Source organism: Paracoccaceae bacterium (assembly GCA_012103375.1).
Classification (GTDB): Bacteria; Pseudomonadota; Alphaproteobacteria; order Rhodobacterales; family Rhodobacteraceae; genus WLWX01.
Genome location: WLWX01000001.1, coordinates 428424 through 448827 on the forward strand (window position 1 = coordinate 428424; position 20404 = coordinate 448827).

Annotated in this window: 21 protein-coding genes; 14 read left to right on the top strand and 7 right to left on the bottom strand. The window is 60.0% G+C overall.

Features of this window, described 5'->3' with window-relative positions:
• Positions 1-104 precede the first annotated feature (104 nt).
• Entirely contained in the window at positions 105-1010 is a 906-nt protein-coding gene (locus GKR99_02265; protein NKB26433.1) for a LysR family transcriptional regulator, read from the bottom strand.
• A 135-nt stretch (positions 1011-1145) separates the two neighbouring features.
• Here GKR99_02265 and GKR99_02270 point away from each other — a divergent pair, with 135 nt between their 5' ends.
• From GKR99_02270 to GKR99_02310, 9 genes are read left to right on the top strand one after another with little or no spacing between them, the layout of a single operon-like run.
• On the top strand, positions 1146-2180 hold the full coding sequence (locus tag GKR99_02270; protein ID NKB26434.1) for a nitrate ABC transporter substrate-binding protein: 1035 nt from the start codon (positions 1146-1148) through the stop codon (positions 2178-2180).
• A gap of 5 nt (positions 2181-2185) precedes the next feature.
• A complete protein-coding gene (locus GKR99_02275; protein NKB26435.1) occupies positions 2186-2977 on the top strand; it encodes an ATP-binding cassette domain-containing protein in 792 nt (263 codons plus the stop codon).
• A complete protein-coding gene (locus tag GKR99_02280) occupies positions 2977-3795 on the top strand; it encodes an ABC transporter permease subunit (GenBank protein NKB26436.1) in 819 nt (272 codons plus the stop codon). Before GKR99_02275 ends, GKR99_02280 begins: the two co-directional genes overlap by 1 nt.
• Positions 3796-3850: 55 nt before the next feature.
• Positions 3851-5218, top strand: coding sequence for an FAD-dependent oxidoreductase (locus tag GKR99_02285; GenBank protein NKB26437.1), 1368 nt, complete (start codon positions 3851-3853; stop codon positions 5216-5218).
• 11 nt (positions 5219-5229) lie between these two features.
• Positions 5230-6396: a CoA transferase gene (locus GKR99_02290; GenBank protein ID NKB26438.1), complete on the top strand. Its 1167-nt coding sequence runs from the start codon at positions 5230-5232 to the stop codon at positions 6394-6396.
• Entirely contained in the window at positions 6393-7163 is a 771-nt protein-coding gene (locus GKR99_02295) for a crotonase (GenBank protein ID NKB26439.1), read from the top strand. The genes GKR99_02290 and GKR99_02295 overlap by 4 nt, the downstream gene beginning before the upstream one ends.
• 4 nt (positions 7164-7167) lie before the next feature.
• Positions 7168-7518 (top strand): ferredoxin, encoded by a 351-nt coding sequence (locus tag GKR99_02300; protein NKB26440.1) that lies wholly within the window; start codon positions 7168-7170, stop codon positions 7516-7518.
• Positions 7508-7969, top strand: coding sequence for a dCMP deaminase (locus GKR99_02305; GenBank protein ID NKB26441.1), 462 nt, complete (start codon positions 7508-7510; stop codon positions 7967-7969). The genes GKR99_02300 and GKR99_02305 overlap by 11 nt, the downstream gene beginning before the upstream one ends.
• Positions 7970-7971: 2 nt before the next feature.
• Complete coding sequence (locus GKR99_02310; protein ID NKB26442.1) at positions 7972-9480, top strand: aldehyde dehydrogenase family protein; 1509 nt, start codon at positions 7972-7974, stop codon at positions 9478-9480.
• A gap of 139 nt (positions 9481-9619) precedes the next feature.
• On the opposite strand, the gene GKR99_02315 is transcribed toward GKR99_02310, so the two are convergent.
• Complete coding sequence (locus tag GKR99_02315; protein ID NKB26443.1) at positions 9620-10075, bottom strand: MarR family transcriptional regulator; 456 nt, start codon at positions 10073-10075, stop codon at positions 9620-9622.
• Between the two features lie 209 nt (positions 10076-10284).
• Positions 10285-11127: a hypothetical protein gene (locus GKR99_02320; protein ID NKB26444.1), complete on the bottom strand. Its 843-nt coding sequence runs from the start codon at positions 11125-11127 to the stop codon at positions 10285-10287.
• A gap of 182 nt (positions 11128-11309) precedes the next feature.
• Here GKR99_02320 and GKR99_02325 point away from each other — a divergent pair, with 182 nt between their 5' ends.
• From GKR99_02325 to mmsA, 5 genes are all read left to right on the top strand, one after another.
• Complete coding sequence (locus GKR99_02325) at positions 11310-12473, top strand: iron-containing alcohol dehydrogenase (GenBank protein NKB26445.1); 1164 nt, start codon at positions 11310-11312, stop codon at positions 12471-12473.
• A 79-nt stretch (positions 12474-12552) separates the two neighbouring features.
• The gene (locus GKR99_02330) at positions 12553-13644 is read left to right on the top strand and encodes a C4-dicarboxylate ABC transporter (protein NKB26446.1); all 1092 of its coding nucleotides are present in this window, start codon (positions 12553-12555) and stop codon (positions 13642-13644) included.
• A gap of 84 nt (positions 13645-13728) precedes the next feature.
• Positions 13729-14325 carry a TRAP transporter small permease subunit gene (locus tag GKR99_02335; GenBank protein NKB26447.1) on the top strand — a complete coding sequence of 199 codons (597 nt, stop codon included), beginning with the start codon at positions 13729-13731 and terminating at the stop codon, positions 14323-14325.
• Positions 14326-14327: 2 nt separating this feature from the next.
• Positions 14328-15689 (top strand): TRAP transporter large permease subunit, encoded by a 1362-nt coding sequence (locus GKR99_02340; protein ID NKB26448.1) that lies wholly within the window; start codon positions 14328-14330, stop codon positions 15687-15689.
• Positions 15690-15725: 36 nt separating this feature from the next.
• Positions 15726-17228, top strand: coding sequence for a CoA-acylating methylmalonate-semialdehyde dehydrogenase (gene mmsA / locus GKR99_02345; GenBank protein ID NKB26449.1), 1503 nt, complete (start codon positions 15726-15728; stop codon positions 17226-17228).
• Positions 17229-17300: 72 nt separating this feature from the next.
• On the opposite strand, the gene GKR99_02350 is transcribed toward mmsA, so the two are convergent.
• From GKR99_02350 to GKR99_02365, 4 genes are read right to left on the bottom strand one after another with little or no spacing between them, the layout of a single operon-like run.
• Positions 17301-17945 carry an ATP-binding cassette domain-containing protein gene (locus GKR99_02350; GenBank protein NKB26450.1) on the bottom strand — a complete coding sequence of 215 codons (645 nt, stop codon included), beginning with the start codon at positions 17943-17945 and terminating at the stop codon, positions 17301-17303.
• Between the two features lie 57 nt (positions 17946-18002).
• A complete protein-coding gene (locus tag GKR99_02355; protein NKB26451.1) occupies positions 18003-18299 on the bottom strand; it encodes an ATP-binding cassette domain-containing protein in 297 nt (98 codons plus the stop codon).
• A 55-nt stretch (positions 18300-18354) separates the two neighbouring features.
• Entirely contained in the window at positions 18355-19416 is a 1062-nt protein-coding gene (locus GKR99_02360; GenBank protein NKB26452.1) for a substrate-binding domain-containing protein, read from the bottom strand.
• Positions 19367-20362 carry an ABC transporter permease gene (locus GKR99_02365; protein NKB26453.1) on the bottom strand — a complete coding sequence of 332 codons (996 nt, stop codon included), beginning with the start codon at positions 20360-20362 and terminating at the stop codon, positions 19367-19369. Before GKR99_02365 ends, GKR99_02360 begins: the two co-directional genes overlap by 50 nt.
• Positions 20363-20404: the final 42 nt, after the last annotated feature.

Below are 20404 nucleotides of genomic sequence, written 5' to 3' on the forward strand. Positions count from 1 at the left end.
GTTCAAAGCTAAAGTGCACTACGTGCGACAATCGTAGTCGGGTCTATTCTGTCCGGTGTGAAATGGGAACGGACATTTGCCCCATGTTCAAACGCGCGCTGACCTCACGAATCCAATCGAAGCGCCTTGAGCGATCTGGATAGCGACCGGCACATTAGATGCGTTGCGGGCGAGGGGTTGCTGCGTGACGAGATCAGAATGCTCATCTTCAGGTCCTTCAGAACTGGCGACAGGATGGTGATATAGCGCAGCAGCCCCTGTTCGATCTCTTCAAGAAACCCGATCTTGGAGTAGATGCCGATACCGTGCTTGCGCAGGATCAGCGCCCGCGCCAGTGGCAGGGAATTGGTGATCAGTTGACGCGGCAGTTTTGTATCAGCATCCGACATTGCATCCGTGAACAACGAGTGTTTGGCCCGCCCATCGAACGACCTGACCACCTGAAAGGCTTCCAGATCGTCGATATCGAGCGCATCTCGTTCGGCCATCGGATGATCCGGGCGCAGGATCGCCCCGATGGGAGTCGATTTTTCCGAATGGATGCGAACACCCGGCAAAAGATCATTGCTGAAAGTAATGCCAATATTCACGTCGCCATTGGCAACACCCAGCATTACCTCATCTGGCTGCGCGGTCTGGACGGTGTAAGCAATCTCGGGATGGCTGCGCGAGAATTGGTCCAGCACTTCTGGCAGCAGGCTGTGGGCAACCGAATCCAGCGTCGCGATGTGGATGTGGCCTGTGCGCAGTTCGCTGATGTCTTCGACTTGCGAGAGAATTTTCTGGTAATCAAAAATGGTCTTGCGGCAGTGTTCCAGGACAACGGCACCTGCGTCGGTCAGTTCGACACCATCGGCATGCCGGTCGAAAAGGCGGACGCCAAGGCTGTCTTCGATGCTGAGGATCTTTCGGTTCACCGAGGAAGACGCCACATTCAGAACGGCCGCCGCTTTTCGGATCGACCCCTGTCGTGCGACTTCATCGAAGTATGTCAGGAACTTATCGTGCATCGCTCCGCCAAAATCCTGGGTGATGCGATAATCGCACCGCTACGTGGCGTTTTCTATTCTATGCGCATCGCCCTCGAAGAGTCTACGATCAGGGCACTGCGCAAAAGAATCTCAACCAATTGGGAGTTACAGAACATGACACAACGCGATCTAAGTCGCCGCGGGGTCCTTGCGGGTATGGGCGCTGCTGCCGGAATGGCGGCAGGCGGCACTATGCTGTCGGTCGGGCCAGCATTGGCACAGGACACGTTTCAGATTCGCATGCAACTTGGCTGGCTGGCCTCGAACGGCATCCTCGGCGAAGTAATGGCCGACAAGCTGGGCTATTTCGAAGAAGAGGGGCTGTCGCTCGAAATCGTGCCGGGTGGACCGAATATCGACGGCGTCGCCTCGGTCGCGTCGGGGGCGAACAATTTCGCCTCGATCTCGTCCTCGCCGTCGCTGATGCTGGCACGCTCGGCCGGGTTGCCGATCAAATGCGTTGCAGCGGGTTATCAACAACACCCGTTCACCTATTTCTCGCTGAAGGGAAATCCGATCAACGAGCCGAAAGACATGATCGGCAAGAAGATCGGCACCCAGGGCACGGCGCAAATTCTGTTGCGGGCGTTGCTGGCCAAGAACGGCATTGCCGAGGATGACGTCGAAGTCGTTGTGATGGGCGGCGACATGGCCGCGCTGAAGACCGGTCAGGTCGATGCCGTCACCGGTTGGCAAACCAACGTCGGCGCGTTGTCGGTACTTGGTGACGAACGTGTCGACATGATGTTGTGGGACGCGGGCATTCAGCTTTACGCCAACCCATATTACACCACGGATGCCATGCTGGCCGAAAACGGCGACAAGATCACCGCCGCAATCCGCGCCACGGCGCGCGGTTGGGGTGCGGTCCACGCCGACCCGGAAGCGGGCGTTGATGCGCTGGTCGAACGCTATCCGAACCTCGACAAAGCCAGCGAGATGGAGGCCGTCGGCCTCGTGCTCGGCTTCTCGTTCAACGGGCTGACCGCCGCCAATGGCTGGGGTCAGATGGACGCGGCAAACTGGCAGGCGCAGATCGACACTTATGATGCGTTGGGTCAGTTCGCTAATGGCGCGCCGGCGCTGGAGGACATCATGACGCTGGATATTCTGGACGCGACTGCTGATGCGCGCCCGAAAATCGGCTGAGGGTGATGGACACCGCACATACTACCGGGGAAGGCCGCAGCATCGCGGCCTCCCTCACCGATGCGTCGGTGAAGTTTGGCGATTTCACCGCGCTGACCGATATCTCGCTGGAGATCGGCGAAGGTGAGATGTGGACGATCCTCGGCCCGTCGGGCTGCGGGAAATCCACGATGCTCAGGCTGGTGTCGGATCTTGTTCCGCCCGCCGCAGGCACCGTCACGATCCTTGGCAAATCGACCGAGGCGGCGCGCCTGGCCCGCGAATTTGCCTTCGTCTTTCAGGACGCGACCCTGCTGCCCTGGCGCAGCGCGATCAAGAACGTCGAATTGCCGCTGGAAATGGGCAAGAAACGCGGGATCGAAATACCGCGCGGCGACCGCACGCCGATGGAGCTGCTGGAGCTGGTCGGTCTGAAGGGCCGCGAAGATGCCTTGCCCCACGAATTATCCGGCGGCATGCGCCAGCGTGTCGCCATTGCCCGCGCACTGGTCTGCCAGCCGAAACTGCTGTTGATGGATGAACCCTTTGGCGCGCTGGACGAAATGACGCGCGACCATCTGAACCTGCAACTTCTGGATATCTGGAAGCAAACCGGCACGACGATCCTGTTCGTGACGCATTCTATCCCCGAAGCCGTATTCCTGGGTCAGAAGGTCCTGATGCTGAAGGCGCATCCGGGTCGCATCAAGGACGTGATCGACATCGACCTGCCTTACCCGCGTGAGATTGCGCTGCGCGAGGGACCGGAATTCAACGCCTATTGCAGCCAGTTGCGCAAATTGCTGGAGGAGTGCTGATGGCCGTCACGGAACCTCAATCGCAGGCCCAAACCCCAAGTCAGCCCAAACCGACCGCCGGCCTGAGCGTGCAGGCGCGTGAACGGCTGAGGAATTCGGCCATTCCCATCGGCACCGCGCTGGCATTGCTGCTGATCTGGCAGTTGGGCGTGCGCCTGTTCGGCGTGCTGCAATACATCGCGCCCGCACCCACGGATATTTTGAGCGTCTTCGCCAATGAATACCCGCTGCTTTTGCGCAACCTGTGGCCGACCCTGATCGAAAGCCTGTCGGGCTTTGCCATGGGCAATCTGGCGGCGATCCTGCTGGCCATCGCCTTCGTGCACAGCCGCACAGTCGAACGCGCGTTCTTTCCAATCGCGGTCTTCATCAACACGATCCCGATCCTCGCCATCGCGCCGATCCTGGTACTGATCTTCGGCCCCGGCATGACCGCCAAGGTCGTCATCGCCTCACTCATCTGCTTCTTCCCGACGCTGGTGAATATGGTGCGGGGGTTGCAGGCCGTGTCGCCCCAAACGCTGGAACTGGCGCGCATCCTCAGCGCGTCGAAGTCCGAGGTGTTCTGGAAAATCCGCCTTCCATCCTCACTGCCGTTTCTGTTCTCGGCCCTCAAGATCGCCGCCACCACCTGTGTGATCGGCGCAATTGTGGGCGAATGGATCGGGGCGAATGTGGGTCTTGGCGCGCTGATCATCGAAAGCACCTTCAACTTCCGCTCTCCATTGCTTTACGCCACGGTTTTCGTTTCGTCCGGGCTGTCTGTGGTGCTGTTTGCCAGCGTCACGATTGCCGAGAAACTGATCGTCCGCTGGTGAGAACAACAGATTTTCCGGCCCTTGAACGGGTCGATCCAAACAGGAGGACATGACAATGTCAGAACGTCACACAACGTTTGTCCAGGCAGATGCAGAACAGATCCCCGTGGTCGCCGATTGCGACGTGGTGGTCGTGGGCGCCGGGCCAGCGGGCCATGCGGCGGCGATCTCGGCGGTGCGCAACGGCGCCTTGGTCACGTTGCTGGAACGCTATCACCATCTGGGCGGCATGGCCTCGGGCGGGATGGTTCTGGTGCTGGACGACATGGTGAATGAGGGCAATGAGATCGTCACCACCGGCATCGTCAGCGAATTCGTCGACCGGATGAGCAAGCAGAACGCTGCCGTCTATCCCCCAAGCGAGGAATGCCAGACCAATTGGGAGGCCTGGCAGAAATGGTCACGCTGGGGCTGCATTGATTTCCACAAGGCGATGATGCCGCAGCCGATCATCCACGCCGTCGCCTTTGATCCGGACGGCTGGAAGCGTGTCAGCCTGGACATGGTGCGCGAGGCTAAGGTCAACCTGCGCACCCACAGCTGGTTCTCGGGCGTGCTGCGCGAAGGCGGCAAGATCACCGGCGTGATCGCCCAGACCAAACTGGGTCGTCAGGCGATCCGTGCCAAATATGTTGTGGATGCGACGGGTGATCTGGATGTGGGTGTGTCGGCAGGGGCCGAATACATCGACGGCCAATACATCGTCACCACCGTTTTCCGCATGGCCAATGTCGACACGGAAAAAGCCATCGCCTTCGAATTTGCCGAGCCCGAGGAATATAAGAAACTCGACCGGCAGGCCCGCCGCGTCATCGGTGGGGCCTGGGGCATGTGGTGGCTGAAAACCCCGCTGCCCGGCATCGTCTGGTGCAACTGCCCGCATATGCCCGGCTATGACGGGCTGTCCGTCGAAAGCATGGTTGAAAGCGAGGTTGAGGGCCGCGAGCGGATGATGAACCTTTACAAATTCGCCAAGGAGAACATCCCCGGCTTTGAGAATGCCGAGATGTTGGGTGCCGCAGAACAGATGGGCATCCGCCAGACTCGCCTGTTGCAGGGAGAGTATGTGGTGAACAAGGACGACGTGAAGTCTCGCCGCTACTTCGAGGATACCGTCTGCCGGGGCCGCGACTACTATACCCCCTACCGCGCGCTGTTGCCCAAGGGGATCGACAATCTGATCGTTGCCGGGCGGCACTATTCCGTTGAAAGCGATGCACAGAAACTCAGCCGCGAAATCCCGCCCTGTCAGGCGCAGGGCGAAGCGGCGGGTGTTGCTGTGTCGTTGGCACTGAACGGCGATCTGGCGCTGCGCAATGTCGATCACAAGGCAATCCAGAAGCAGATGCGCGCCCAGGGTGCTGACCCCGGTGACAAGCCATCGCCCAACGCGCTGATCGAAAATCCGGTTGCGGCCGAGTAACGAGGTTACCCATGACTGAAGCCACAATGCCGCTGAGCGGTGTTCGCGTGATCGACTTCACCCAGGTGATGCTTGGCCCCTGTGCCACGCAGATGCTGGGCGATTTTGGCGCGGATGTGATCAAGATCGAACGCCCCGGCAGCGGCGATCTGTCCCGCAACTTCTTCGGTGATCCGTCGGAACTGGCGGCGAACAATGCGGTTTTCGCCTCGCTCAACCGCAACAAACGTTCGATCACCATCAACACGAAGTCGGACGAGGGCCGCCAGCAGGTGCTGGACCTTGTGCGCACGGCGGATGTGGTGGTCGACAATTTCCGCGCCGGTGTGATGGGGCGGCTGGGGTTCGGGTATGATGACCTTTGCAAGATCAACCCGCGGATCATCTGCGCCTCGGGCACAGGGTTCGGACCGACGGGGCCCTATGCCCACAAGGGCGGGCAGGACGTGCTGGCCCAGGCGATGACCGGGGTGATGGAGAAAACCCAGGACCCCTCGATCCCGAAGTCGATCTATCCGACAACGCTGTGCGATTATTCGGCCGGCATGCATCTGGTGCAGGGGATTCTGGCCGCTCTTTTGATGCGCGAAAAGACCGGGACCGGCCAGCAGGTCAACGTTTCGCTGTATGACAGCATGATCGCCATGCAGATGCAGGAGGCCGCGCAATGGTCGAAACATCGCGAGGTTCTGAACTGGGCCGCGATGCCGCTGACCGGCGTGTTTGATACGACCGACGGCGCGATTGTCATCGTCGGCGCGTTCAAGGCGAACCCGTTGCAGGATATCTGCAACGCGCTGGAAATCGACGACCTGTCGCCGGAGTATCCCACGCTCGACACCCAGCGCGCCAACAAACCGTTCCTGCAGGACACGTTTCGCACCCGCATCGCCACCAATACCTCGGCCCATTGGCTTGAACGGCTAGAGGCGCAGGATTTGCTGTGCGCCCCGGTCAAATCCCTGGGCGAAGCGCTGGACGATCCACAGACCCGGATCAACGACATGCTCTGCCCGATTGATCATCCCGTGTTGGGCGAAGTCACCGTCGTCGGGTCCCCGGTGCATCTGAGCGCCGCCCCGATGGAGGTCCGCCATCTGCCGCCGAAACTGGGCGAACATACCGACGAGGTGTTGCAGGAACTCGCCACGCTGCTGCGAACCGAGGCCGCTGAATGAGCGTCATTTTCGACGTCAAAGACCACGTCGCACGGGTCACCATCGACAGGCCCGAGCGGATGAACGCCATCGACCCGGCGACATTCCAGCGGTTGGCCGAGGTCTGGGCCGAGGTGGAAGCAACCCCCGACATCCGCTGCGTCGTGCTGACCGGCGCGGGCGAAAAAGCGTTCTGTGCCGGGGCGGACATGAAGGCGGGTGGCAGTAAGACGGGTGTCGAATACTGGAAAGAAATTCAAGATTGCGCAGGACTAGCGCTGCGCAAGACATTGAAAACGCCGGTGATTGCCCGTGTGAATGGCTTGGCGCTGGGCAGCGGGCTGGAAATGGTCATGGGCTGCGACATCGTGATCGCCGCCGACACAGCCCGCTTTGGCCTGCCCGAAGCCCGCGTGGGCCGGGTGCCGCTGGACGGCGGCATTGTGCTGCTGCAACGCCTGATCCCACGCAACATCGCGGTCGGCATGATGATGACGGGTCGGATTGCACCGGCGGAAGAAATGGCGCGTTATGGTCTGGTGAATGCCGTGGTCCCCGCCGCTGATCTGGACGCCGAGGTTGACCGCTGGGTCGCCGATATCCTTGCAGCAGCGCCTCTGTCCCTGCGCGCCATCAAATCCGTCACCCGCGAAACCGCCACCATGCCGGTCCACGATGCGTTTGCCCGCGAAACGCCCGAATTGATCGCGGCGCTGAACTCTGAAGACGCCGACGAAGGCGTCACCGCTTTTCGCGAAAAACGCGCGCCGGTCTGGAAGGGCCGGTGATCCGGTGACACTTGTCATTATCAGCGCCTGTGTCGACGTGAAGGACGGTATCTGCACAACCTCATGCCCGGTGGACTGCATCTATGAGGGGGAGCGGATGTACTACATCCACCCCACCGAATGCATCGAATGCGGCATGTGCGAAAGCATCTGCCCGGTCGATGCGATCCGCTACGACGACGAAGTCCCAACCGAAGAACTCCCCTTTGTCGATCTGAACGCCGCCGCCTTTCGCAATGCGGCCGGAGAGGTGGTTGAACCCGGCGGCTGGTCTGAAAAGCAACCGGCCATCGCCGATCCGCCGGAACTCGCGACATTGGTGCAACCATCGAAGGGCGCAGAGAATGGCGGATGAAATCGAATGGTCACACCGGTTCATGGGGCCGTGCGATCACATCGCCAGCTGGTCCGAGGATCGCGATTTTCAGGTCGGATGCGTCATTGTGGACCCCGAGGGCCACGTCGTCCGCGCCACCGGTTACAACGGCCTGCCGCGCGGCGTATCCGATACGGATGACGCCCGCTTCGACCGCCCCAGCGGAGAGAAATTTTTTTGGATCGAACACGCCGAACGCAACGCGGTTTACAACGCCGCCCGCGCGGGCGTTTCGCTGGCTGGATGCACCGCCTACGTCAACCGTTTTCCCTGTGCGGATTGCGGGCGGGCGCTGATCCAGTCTGGTGTGACCAAAATCGTCGCGCCGCCGATCCCCCAGGCGGATGGCGCGCTTGATCACAGCTTTCAGGTCTCGGCGCAAATGCTGGCCGAGGCTGGACTGACCCTCATCGAATATGAACAGGAATAATGATGCTCAAAGGTAAATCACTGATCGCTGGCGACTGGGTCGGCGCGGACGCGACGTTCGAAAATGAACCCGTCAGCGGCGCACCCGACAGTTTTGCCTGCGGCACGCCCCAGATGGTGGATCGCGCCTGCCAGGTCGCAGAACAGGCATTCTGGTCCTATGGTTACGCCAGCGACGACACCCGCGGCGCATTCCTTGACGAGGTTGCCAGCCAGATAGATGCACGCGGTGATCAGATTACCGAAATCGGCGTGAAAGAAACCGGCCTGCCCCAAGCGCGCCTGCAGGGAGAGCGTGGCCGAACCGTCGCCCAACTCCGCCTGTTTGCGGCGCATATTCGTGCGGGTAGCCATCTGGATCATCGCCACGACCCGGCGTTGCCAGACCGTGCCCCCCTGCCGCGCCCCGATCTGCATCTGTTGCAGCGCCCGATAGGCCCGGTCGCGGTTTTCGGTGCGTCGAACTTCCCGCTCGCGTTTTCATCGGCGGGCGGCGACACGGCGGCGGCGCTGGCGGCGGGCTGCCCTGTCGTGGTCAAGGGACACCCGGCGCATCCCGGCATCGCGGATTACATCGCCCAGGCTTTCGACGCGGCGATCAGGGCCACGGGCGTGCATCCCGGTGTATTCAGCCAAGTGCTGGACGGCGGACATGTCGTTGGCGAAACTCTGGTCAAACATCCGCTTATCACAGCCGTCGGATTTACCGGATCGCAACGTGCCGGGCGCGCCCTGTTCGACATCGCCGCCAGCCGCCCCAATCCGATCCCGTTTTTCGGAGAGCTTGGGTCAACCAATCCGATGTTCGTAATGCCCGATGCCATGGCCGCGCGCGGCGCGGACATCGGCGCCGGCTGGGCCGGATCGCTGACCATGGGGGCGGGGCAATTCTGCACCAACCCGGGCGTGGCCGTGGTGATTTCTGGCAGCGATGCCGACATTTTCGTCGACTCCACCGCCAAGGCCCTGCGCCAGGTCGGGGCGCAGACAATGCTGACCGATGGAATATCCGCAGCCTTCCAGGCCGGTTGCAGTGCCGTTTCGGACACGGCGGGAATCGAGGCTGTCGTGACCTCGGACAACGCAACAAGGTCCGCCGGGCCGCAATTGTTCAGGACTTCGGCCAAGACTTGGTTGGAAACCCCCGCCCTGCATGACGAGGTTTTCGGCCCGCTGGCCATTGTGGTTGAAGCCGAAGATCTGGATCAGATGGCGCAGGTCGCAAAAACGCTGGAAGGGCAGTTGACCTGCACGTTGCAGTTGGATGCGTCGGATGAAAAGGCGGCCAAAACACTCATGCCGATTCTGGAGCGCAAGGCAGGGCGTCTTCTGGCGAACGGTTTTCCGACCGGGGTCGAGGTTTGCGACAGTATGGTACACAGCGGTCCTTATCCGGCCTCGACCAATTTCGGCGCAACCTCGGTCGGAACGATGGCGATCCGCCGCTTCCTGCGACCGGTGTGTTATCAGGATATTCCGGCAAGCCTGCGCCCCGCGACGCCGGATCAGTAAAGCCGTTTTCAAAGGACTTGCATCAGTCAACGCTGCCCGAATTCCGAGGTTTCGACGCGTTGGCTGGTTCACCAATCCACTGGCATAATCGCTGGCGCAATTCGGTCGGGCAGGGGGCGACGCCATCAAAGCGTCGCGATCAACTGATTCTCTTTAGCAAATACAGCAGCTTTTCCTTTTCCGTCGCGGTCAGCGGCGACATGGTGCTGGCCGAAATGCGGTGTCCGGCCTCGTGCAATTGGTCGATCAATTCCCAGCTGTCAGCGGCAACGGACAACATCGCCCGGCGCCGGTCATTCGGGTCGATACGCATTTCAACCAACCCCTTCTTGCGCAGCCTGTCGACCACGCCCTTGATCGTTGCGACATCCATCGACGTGCGACGCCCAAGTTCGTTTTGCGAGCATTCACCAAGCTGCGCCAGTCGGACCAGCGCGGAAAACTGCGTCGGGGTCAGCCCGGCAGGCGCAAGCGATTGAAACAGCAGCGCATGGCGCTGCCCCGCAGTCCGAAGGAGATATCCGACCTGATCCTCAAGCACATAGTCTTCTGTGCCGGAATTCACGTCTGGGCATTGCTTCTTCTTCCTGGGCATGTCCCGCCTCCGTAAGGGAAATCGGCGATCAGCACCGTATTCCGGTTCCGGTCCTCCTGTGGCGTGAACCCACGCCATGTCCCCGGTTTGCTGCGCATGGCCGAACCGGCCAGTGTGATCATGCGGCAGTTCATTAGCACGCTAACATAACCGTCGCCGGTGGCTCAATGCGCGCGGCGAGAACCTGATCGAGGTCAAAAAAACCCGGCTTATCCGCCCAGGCAGGCCTTCAGTTTCAGGGCAAAGTCCCGCATCTGCGGGATGTCTTTTTCCAGGTCATCAACCGACTTTCGCGTCGTTAACGCATGGGTCGAAAGACAGGCCATCAATGCGCCGGAATCACCAAAGATCGGCACGGCAGCGCCCACCATGTCGTCAAACCATTCTTCATTGTCGATTGCGTAGCCTTGGGTCCGAATTTTCTCTAACTCGGCGGCAAATGCTGACTTGGTGGTGATCGTGTTGCGCGCAAATTCTGTCTTTGCAATGCGTTCGAAAACTCCCATCGCTGCCTTTGGGTCCAGCGTAGAAAGATACAGCTTTCCCGAAGCACAACAATGCAGCGGCAGGGGCGCCCCAACCTTCAGATTGACCTGAAACGGCCAATGCGATTCCAGCCTGTCAAAATAGATCAGCTTGGTGCCGTGCGGGATTGAAAGACTGACGGTTTCCTTCAACTGATCCGACAGGGACCGCAGCAAAGACCGCCGTTCGGTGACCTTGGGTTCATATTGAAGGCTGTTCAGGATCAGGTCGCGAAACCGTTCACCCGGAACATAATGTCCCGAGGCTGTTGGCGCGATGAACCGTTCCTCACTCAGCGCATCCAGCCACCGGTAGATCGTCGGTGACGGGATCTCCAATGACTGCGACAGGCGCGCGGCTGTGGCCGCTTCCGGGTTGAGGCAGATAGCTTCGATAATCTCGAGGATTCGGCGCGGTGAATTCCGGGTGGTTTTCTTCTCGGTCACAGGTCTGCCTTTTCGTTCTTGGGTCTTCGGCGGCATGGGCGCGGTTTTCGCGAAAAGAAACTGAGGTCTCCCGACACTCATTTCCAACACGAAAGACAATTTGGCAACCGCCTGATCAGGTGCAACCAAGGTGAGTTACGGAAAGATCAAAGTCAACTAAATGAGAAAATTAACATCACTTAGTTGACAGATGCGAAACCCGTCACATAGGCTTGTCTGCAATCAGCGGTGCCGCGCCGCTGGTTTGGGGAAAGGAACAGCCGATGAATGTCAGGGTCTGCGCACCTCGCTTTATGTCAGTTGGTGCTGACGCCCTGAACGGCATTGTGGACGTCCTGGGCCGCATGGGGGCGATCCGGAATCCCATGATTGTGACCGATAGGTTCATGGCCGAAAGCGGCATGGCCGAACGCGTTCAGTCGCTGTTGAAAAAGGCCGGGCTGACGTCATCGGTATTCGACGCCGTGCTTCCGGACCCGACCGATACAATCGTTCTGGCCGGGATCGAAAAGCTGGAAAGCGGGGGCCATGACGCCGTGATCGGGCTTGGCGGGGGCAGCCCGATTGATGCGGCAAAGGCCATTGCCGTGATGGCACGGGGCAGCCGAGACATTCAGGATTACCGCCCGCCCTTGCAATCCGATACACCGGGCCTGCCGATGCTTGCGATCCCGACCACGGCCGGAACCGGATCAGAAGTCACCCACCACGCCGTCATCATTCATGACGATAGCCGGGAAAAGATCTCGTGCCGGGGTGAGGGGTTTGTCCCGACTGCGGCGATTGTTGATTTCAACCTGACACTGACCAAGCCGAAACGCCTGATCGCGGACAACGGGCTGGATACGCTGACCCATGCAATCGAAGCTTATGTCAGCCAGAAGGCCACGCTGTTTTCAGATCGCATGGCGCTGGATTGCATGCGCCTTGTGGCGGCCAACCTGGACGCCGCCTATGAAAACCCCGAGGATCTGGCCGCGCGCGAAGCCCTGATGCTGGCCGCCACGTTCGGCGGGCTGGCATTCTCGAACGCGTCAATTGCACTTGTTCACGCGATGAGCCGCCCCCTGGGTAGCCTGTTTCACGTGCCCCACGGGATGAGCAATGCGATGCTGCTGCCATCGGTTACGGAATTTTCGCGACCCGCTGCCTTGGCCCGCTATGCGACCTGCGCGCGCGTGATCGGTGTGGCCGATGACGCAGCCAGTGATGACAAGGCCAGTGCCGCGTTGGTAGCGGGGCTGTACGCCTATAATATCCGGCTGGATGTCCCGACCATGTCCGGGTTTGGCATCGACAAAGACGCCTACACCGCCGCCGCCGCACATATGGCCGAAGACGCCGTTCGTTCTGGCGCGCCCAGCAACAACCCCCGCGTCGGAAGCGCGCAAGAGATAACAGACCTCTATCACGAGGCATGGGCCTGATCGCCCGACCATCGAGGCGCAGGCAGATCGCGCTCGACACCTGAACATGACCAGAATTGCAACTGTGGAGGAGATCAACATGACAACCCTTACCAACTCACTGACCGGGCTAAGCCGCCGTGTCGTCGGCGTTGCGGCCCTGTCCGCGCTATGCCTTGGTGCCGGATTTGCGGTACCCGCCGACGCGCAGGAGAAAATTCGCTGGAAGGTTCAGGCCACGTTCAATACCGGCTGGCCCGCCCTGGGTGACCCGATTGCCCGCGTGTCCGAGATGCTGGATGCCGCCACCGATGGGCGGATCCAGTTGAAGATATTTGAGCCTGGCAAAATCGTTCCGCCATTGGAAATCTCTCCCTCGATCAGCAACGGCAACCTGCCTGCGGCCTATAATTATCTGGCCTATGATCAGGGGCGCATCCCGTCTGCCGTGCTGTTTTCGGCCGTGCCATTCGGTATGGAGCCCTGGGAATACGCCGCCTGGTGGTTTGAAGGCGAAGGCCACGGGCTGGCCGAAGAAATCTATGCCAAACAGAACATCCATCCCCTGCTGTGCAGCACGATCGGGCCGGAAACCGCTGGTTGGTTCCGCAAGCCGATCACCAAGCTCAGCGATCTTGAGGGGCTGAAAATCCGCTTCTCGGGACTGGGCGGTCAGGTGTTGAACCGGATCGGAGCGTCGGCAACCCTGATGGCAGGTGGCGAGATCTTTGCCGCCCTTGAAAAAGGCACGCTGGATGCCACGGAATACTCGATGCCCGCCATCGACGAAATCCTCGGCTTCCACAAGATCGCCAAGTACAATCTGTTCCCCGGTTGGCACCAGCCTTCAACCTCGACCCATTTGCTGATCAATCTGGACGAATGGAACAAGATGTCGTCTTCCGATCAGGCGCTGTTTGAAATGGCCTGCACGGCGGCCACCATGCGCGCATTGACCACCGGCGAGGCATTGCAGGGCGCACAGATCAGAAGCTTCCCTGACAAGGGCGTGACCGCGGCCAAGCTGCCCGATGACGTCATTCAGGAACTGAAGCGCGTCACCCTGGAAGTCATGACGGAAGAGGCCGCCAAGGACGCCGATTTCGCCCGTGTCTGGGAATCGCAGAAAGCCTTCCACGCTGATTACCAGATCTGGAAAGAGCTGGGCTATCTGCCTCGCGACTTTGACTAGGGTTTCAGCCTAAACTGAACAGGCGGCAGCCCGGGCCCTGTACCCGGGCTGCCGAAATAAGTTCAGACAGGGATGGGGTGACACATGCAATCCGACGATAAGCCGACAGGCCCAACGGGCGCAGGCGACCTGCATCACCACGATGACGAGGTGATGCGCGACACAGGACTCAGCCAAGCAATTGACAAGGTGGTCGGCAAAGTGGGCGAGGTTTTCAGCTGGCTTTGGCTGGTGCTTCTGGCCGTGATCATCGGCAATGTCATTCTGCGGTATGTCTTCAGCCAGGGCATGATCGAGTTGGAAGAGCTTCAGTGGTACCTATATGCAGCCGCCTGGCTGGTCGGCCTGTCCTATACCTTCATTTCCGATGGGCATGTGCGCGTCGACGTGGTGCATGACCGCCTGTCCCTGCGCGCCCGGATGGTGTTGGAATTTCTTGGGCTGACGCTGTTGTTCCTGCCCTTCGTGGTGTTCGTGATCCTCTATGCGATCCCCTTCGTCGAGCTTTCCTGGCAGACCAACGAAACCTCAACCTCGGCCAATGGCTTGCCGGCGCGCTGGCTGATCAAGGGATGTTTGCTGTTCAGTTTTGTCCTGTTGCTGCTTGTCGGCATTGCGCGGCTGTTCCGGGTTCTCACCACGCTGCGCTATGGTGCCGCCCCTTCGATGAAGGGCGCCTGAAGATGATCAGCGATCCCGCACAATACATGGCCATCGCGCTGTTCGTCAGCTTCGTGGGCCTGATATTCACCGGCTATCCCGTGGCCTGGCTGATGGGTGGTCTGGCCGTGGCCTTTACCGCCATCTCGGTCATGTCGGACGCTTATCTGGATACCTTCTTTGGCGTTGACTGGGGCTATAGCTCGATCGTGGTCGACCGCATTTATGCAGTGATGAACAACTGGGTGCTGGTGGCCCTGCCGATGTTTGTCTTCATGGGTATCATGATGGACAAATCCGGCATCGCCGAAGACCTGATGACCGACCTTGCCAAGTTGTTCGGACGGGTCCGCGGGGGGCTTGCCATCACTGTCGTGGTGATCGGCGTTCTGCTGGCCGCCTCGACCGGGATCATCGGTGCCGCCGTGGTGCTGCTGGCGATCCTTGGCATTCCGCTGATGCTGAAACACCACTATGATGCGGCGCTGGCGTGCGGCGTGGTTTGTGCAACCGGCACGCTGGGCATCCTGATCCCGCCCTCGATCATGCTGGTGCTGATGGCCGACCAGATCCGCATCTCGGTCGGCGATCTGTTCATGGGCGCCATGCTGCCCGGCCTGATGCTGGGGCTGCTCTATGGGCTATTCATCCTGGTCTATGCCTGGGCCCGGCCCGGCGTTGCGCCCGCGCCGGTCGATGCCGAACCGGTGCGTTTACGGCTGGTTCTGAACGTGCTGAAATCCACGGTCCCGCCAAGCCTGCTGATCATTGCCGTTCTGGGCAGCATCTTCTTTGGCATCGCCACCCCGACCGAAGCGTCGGGCGTTGGCGCGTTGGGGGCGACCTTGCTTGCCATGATGCGCGGGCGGCTGAGCTTTGCAAACCTGCGCGATGTGCTGCAAGGCACCATGAAAACAACGTCTTACATCTTTGCGCTGTTCGTCGGGGCCACGGCCTTCGCGCTGGTGCTGCGCGGATTTGGCGGGGACGAGTTGATCGAGGACGCCCTGAACAGTCTGCCATTCGGGCCAAGCGGCGTCGTTCTGGTCATCCTGTTCATCGCTTTCCTGCTGGGCTTCGTTCTGGACTGGATCGAGATCACGCTGATCCTTCTGCCCCTGATAGCGCCGGTCCTGTTGGACATGGACGTCAACCTGGTCTGGTTCGCCGTGCTGTTTGCGGTGACGCTGCAAACCTCGTTCATCACACCGCCCGTGGGATTTGCACTGTTTTATATGAAGGGGGTGGCCCCGAAGGGCGTCACCACCGGTACGATCTACAAGGGCATCCTGCCTTTCATGACAATCCAGTTGATCGCGGTTGGCGTGATCTTCTTCTTCCCATTCCTGGCAACCTGGTTGCCCGCCGTCGCCTATGGACCCTGAGCCTGACCGGCGGCGCAAACCCAAAAAGGACTTCCGATGAATACCGTCACCCACTTCCTGTCTAACGCCACTTGGGCAGGCACGTCCGCGCGTACATCCGACATCTATAACCCCGCGACGGGGGCCGTTTCGGGCAAGGTCGCGCTGGCCTCCAAGGCGGATGTCGACAAGGTCGTCGCAACCGCTGCGGCCGCCGCGCCGGGCTGGGCCGCGACCCCACCGGCGAAACGCGCCATGGTGATGTTCGAATTCCGCGATCTTCTGAAAAAACACACCGACGAACTGGCCGAATTGCTTTCCGCCGAACACGGCAAAACCCTGCCCGACGCCAAGGGAGAGATCGCCCGTGGCATCGAAGTGGTGGAATTCGCCTGCGGCATCCCGCAAGTGCTGAAAGGTGAATATTCCGAGGCGGTTTCTTCCGGCGTCGACAGCTTCTCAGTCCGTCAACCGGTCGGTGTTGTCGCTGGCATCACGCCCTTCAACTTCCCCGCCATGGTGCCTTTGTGGATGTACCCCGTGGCCATCGCCTGCGGGAATGCTTTCGTTTTGAAACCGTCCGAGCGTGACCCGTCCGTCGTCATGCGCATCGCTGAACTTCTGGCCGAAGCCGGACTGCCCGAAGGTGTTTTCAGCGTCGTGAACGGCGACAAGGAGGCGGTGGACGCCCTTCTCGACAACCCAAGCGTCGATGCAGTCAGCTTTGTCGGTTCAACCGCCATCGGCCACTATATCTATTCGCGCGGTACGTCGAACGGCAAACGGGTGCAGGCCCTGTGTGGAGCCAAAAACCACCTTGTGGTCATGCCCGACGCCGACATGGACCAGGTGACCGACGCGCTGATCGGCTCGGCCTATGGATCGGCGGGCGAACGCTGCATGGCCGTGTCCGTGGCTGTCCCCGTGGGCGAAGAAACTGCCGACCGCCTGGTTGCCGCGCTGGAACCACGTATCCGCGCCCTCAAGGTCGCGCCATACACCGATCCCGAGTCCGAGCTTGGGCCGGTGGTCTCCAAAGCCAGTTATGACCGCATCCACGACTACATCCAACAGGGCCTCGACAAGGGTGCAAACCTTGTCGTCGATGGCCGCGACATCAGCCTTCAGGGATATGAAGACGGCTATTTCGTGGGTGGCTGCCTGTTCGACAACGTGACCCGCGATATGTCGATCTACACGGACGAGATCTTCGGCCCCGTGCTGTCGGTCGTGCGTGCGCAAAGCTATGAAGAAGCCGTGGACCTGATCAACACCCATGAATATGGCAACGGCACCGCGATCTTCACCCAGGACGGCGACGCCGCGCGCGATTTCTGGGCCCGCGCGCAGATCGGCATGGTGGGCGTCAATGTGCCGATCCCGGTTCCGGTGGCCTATCATTCGTTCGGCGGCTGGAAACGCTCGCTTTTCGGGGACCACCATATTCACGGCATGGAAGGGGTGCGATTCTATACGCGCCTGAAAACCATGACCATGCGCTGGCCGTCAGGCATCCGCACCGGTGCCGAGTTCCACTTCACCGGCGGAAAAGACGTCTAAACCGCCATTCTGAATCGCAGCTTACAATTGGAATGGCCTGCGCGTTCACGCGCCTGCGCAGATGCCCGGACGTCAGGTCGCGACGGCTTCCTGATGTCCGAAATGAAGATCGCGCAGGAATGTTATCAATTCCTCATAACCCATCGTAGCTGTTTTGCAGTCAAGGACAAGGCGGCCACGATCCAGAACGATCAGCCGGTCACAGACCGCGTGAACGTGGTGAATGTTATGTTCGATGTAGATGCAGGACCGGCCGTTTTCCTTGATCGAGCGGATGAAGTTCAGGACCTTCTCGACCTCGGAAAGGGCCAGAGCCACGGTCGGTTCATCCAGCACGATCAGATCGCTGTCAAAATGCATGGCGCGGCCGATTGCGACGCCCTGGCGTTCACCGCCTGACAGCCGACCAACCGGCGTATCAACATCAATGCCTGCGCCGCGAAAACCGATGGTTTCGCGCATGATCTGTTCTGACAAGCGCTTCTGTTCGGCCACTTTGATAAAGCCGAGCCGGTTCGTGATGGGGCGTCCGACAAAGAAATTGCGCCAAAGCGGCTGTTTTGTGCCGATTGTGTTGAAAAACTCCGAAATCAGAGCGTCGCGGATTTCTTGCGAAAACCTATGAAGCGAAATAGTCGGAAAGCTTTGACCACGAGACAGCGCATGGCTGCGCGTGAGCGCATGTAGGCGATTTGGGCCGACCCCCGCGCCAAAAATTTAGGATCGGGCTGCATGGAAAGAAAAATCATCGTTCAGGCCCTAAAACGGAGTTTTTCAACACAATCGGCCAAGCGATGACGATTGATACACGGTTTCGATGCGCAGCTCATGCGCGCGCTGGACTGAATAATTTGCGATATCTATCCGCTCACCCCGGATCGAGACCTCGCCGCTGGTCGGGGGTTCGACACCTGTCATGATCTTGATCAGGGTCGATTTGCCCGCACCATTGTCGCCGATCAGACCGACGATTTCGTTGCTGCCAATCTCTAAAGAGACATCATGCAGGCTGACGACGGGGCCATAGGATTTGCCGACGTTTTTGAGTTGTACAATCGGTTGGTCGCCCATCCCTTGGCCTCCTTTAACGGGGCGGCGGTCCACCGCCGCCCCTGGTATTTCGATTTTAGCGCAGGCCCTGTGCGACCAGCGATTCAATCAGGTCGACATTGTCCTTGGTGACAACACCGCCGCCGGTGTTCAGGAACAGACCGCCAAGCCTGTATTTGGACTCGAGCACCGCAGCCACGACCGGCATGAAGCCCTGAAGATAGGGTTGCTGGTCCAGCACAAGTGTCAGATAGCCCTTTTTAACTTCGTCAATCGCCGTGGGCGAAATATCGAAACCGGCCGTCACGACCGAACCGGCATCCTTGCCGGCATCGCGCAGAACCTTGCCAAGGAAAGCCGTGATACCGCCATGGCCGGGGACGATGATCGCGCGGGTATCGGGGTTGCTTTCAAGATAGCTGACCAACACCGGCACGGCGAGCGAGGGATCCTGCACCGCCTCGTTCGACCATTGCAGCGTGTCATAGGCGATACCCGCTTCATCAAGTGCCGCGAGTGATCCTTCGGCAACATTGGCACCGGGCGCACCCTCGATAAACGCGCCATAGACGACGACCTTGTCGCCTGCGCCAAGCCCACCGGTATCCGCGGCAAGCCGGGCCAGGTTTGCACCGGCGTCATAATTGTCCAGCCCGAAATAGCTGCGGCCCGACCCCGGCAGGTTGTTGTTGCCCACCACAACGGTCACACCTTCGCGGCCTGCGCGGTTCAGGAAACTTGTCATGGCTTCGGTGCCAGGATGGCCCATGACAATAATCGCGTCCGGCGCCGCGGCCAAAGCCTCGTTCGCTTGTTGCAACATGCGCTGCGGGTCCCATTGCGAATGTTGCTCGATCAGGTCGATGTCAAGAATGCGCGCTGCATCCCGGGCCCCCAACTCACGCGCAAGCGTGGCGGGCCCGCCAGGATTTCCGCCAAGTTGCATGTAAATGGTCAGGTCGCCGTCAACCGGTTCGCGGTCCTGGGCAGACAGACTTGCAGTGCCGATGCCAACGGCAGCAATAGCGGAAAGAAGAGTCCCTATCATGCGTTTCATTTTAGTGTTCCTCCTGTTGGTGAATTTGGTTTCAGTTGTTTTTGCGCATCCTGGGTCGCAGCATGCGTACCAGTGGCACATTGTCGGGGTTCTCAATGACTGTGTTGGCGGTGACGGACAGTATGAATACAAAGCCGATGAAGAAGCGGGTCCAGAACCCCTGGATGCCCGAAGCCACAAGCCCGGCTTCGATTACGGTGACGATGAAGGCCGCAAAGACCGTCCCGACGACCTTCCCGGAACCGCCAAAGATCGAAGTTCCGCCGATGAAGACGGCGGCGATCACCGTCAACAGATAACCCATGCCCTGGCTGGCGAAATACGCCGTCGTTTCAAGCGTCAGCAAAACGCCCGCCAGACCGGACAGCGCGCCGGACAGCGCGAATAACTTGATCTTCTCACGCGTGGCGTTGATGCCGACGACTTTGGCGACTTCAAGACTATCGCCGATGAACAACAGGTTCTCACCGAACCGGTGCCGGTTCAGAAGCATCCACACAAACACCGAAAGCAGCAATGCCCAGATCATCTGTGCCGGGAAGATGCCACCGATGCGACCGACCAGAATGCTGTGCATGGCGGTGCCATAGATGTCGGGAATGGCCAGCTGAATGCCCCCGGACACGACCGTCACCAGGCCCCCCCAAAGAAACAGCATGGCCAGCGTCGCGATCAGTGAGGGGATGCCCAGAAGCGTGATGACCAGACCGTTGATCAGCCCCATCGTTGTGCCAATGGCGATCGCACAGGCCATCGCCACCCACGTCAGGCCCCAATCCTGATACAACATCCCAAAGACATAGCTTGCCGCCGCGACGACCGAGGGGAATGACAGATCCATTTCCCCGGCCACGGCGACCAGTGTGACACCAAGGGCGATGATCAGGGGCGGCGGGACGGTCGCCATGAAGCTCATGTAGACCCGATAGCCAAGGAATGCCTGGGGCGCGGTGATCATGAAGACGATGATCAGAAGCGCAAAGACCAGCGCAACGGATGCCCCGTCCATCTGTAGGAATCGTTGCAAAAGGCCCGAACCAGTGCTGCGCTTTCCGGTCTTTGCGAGGCC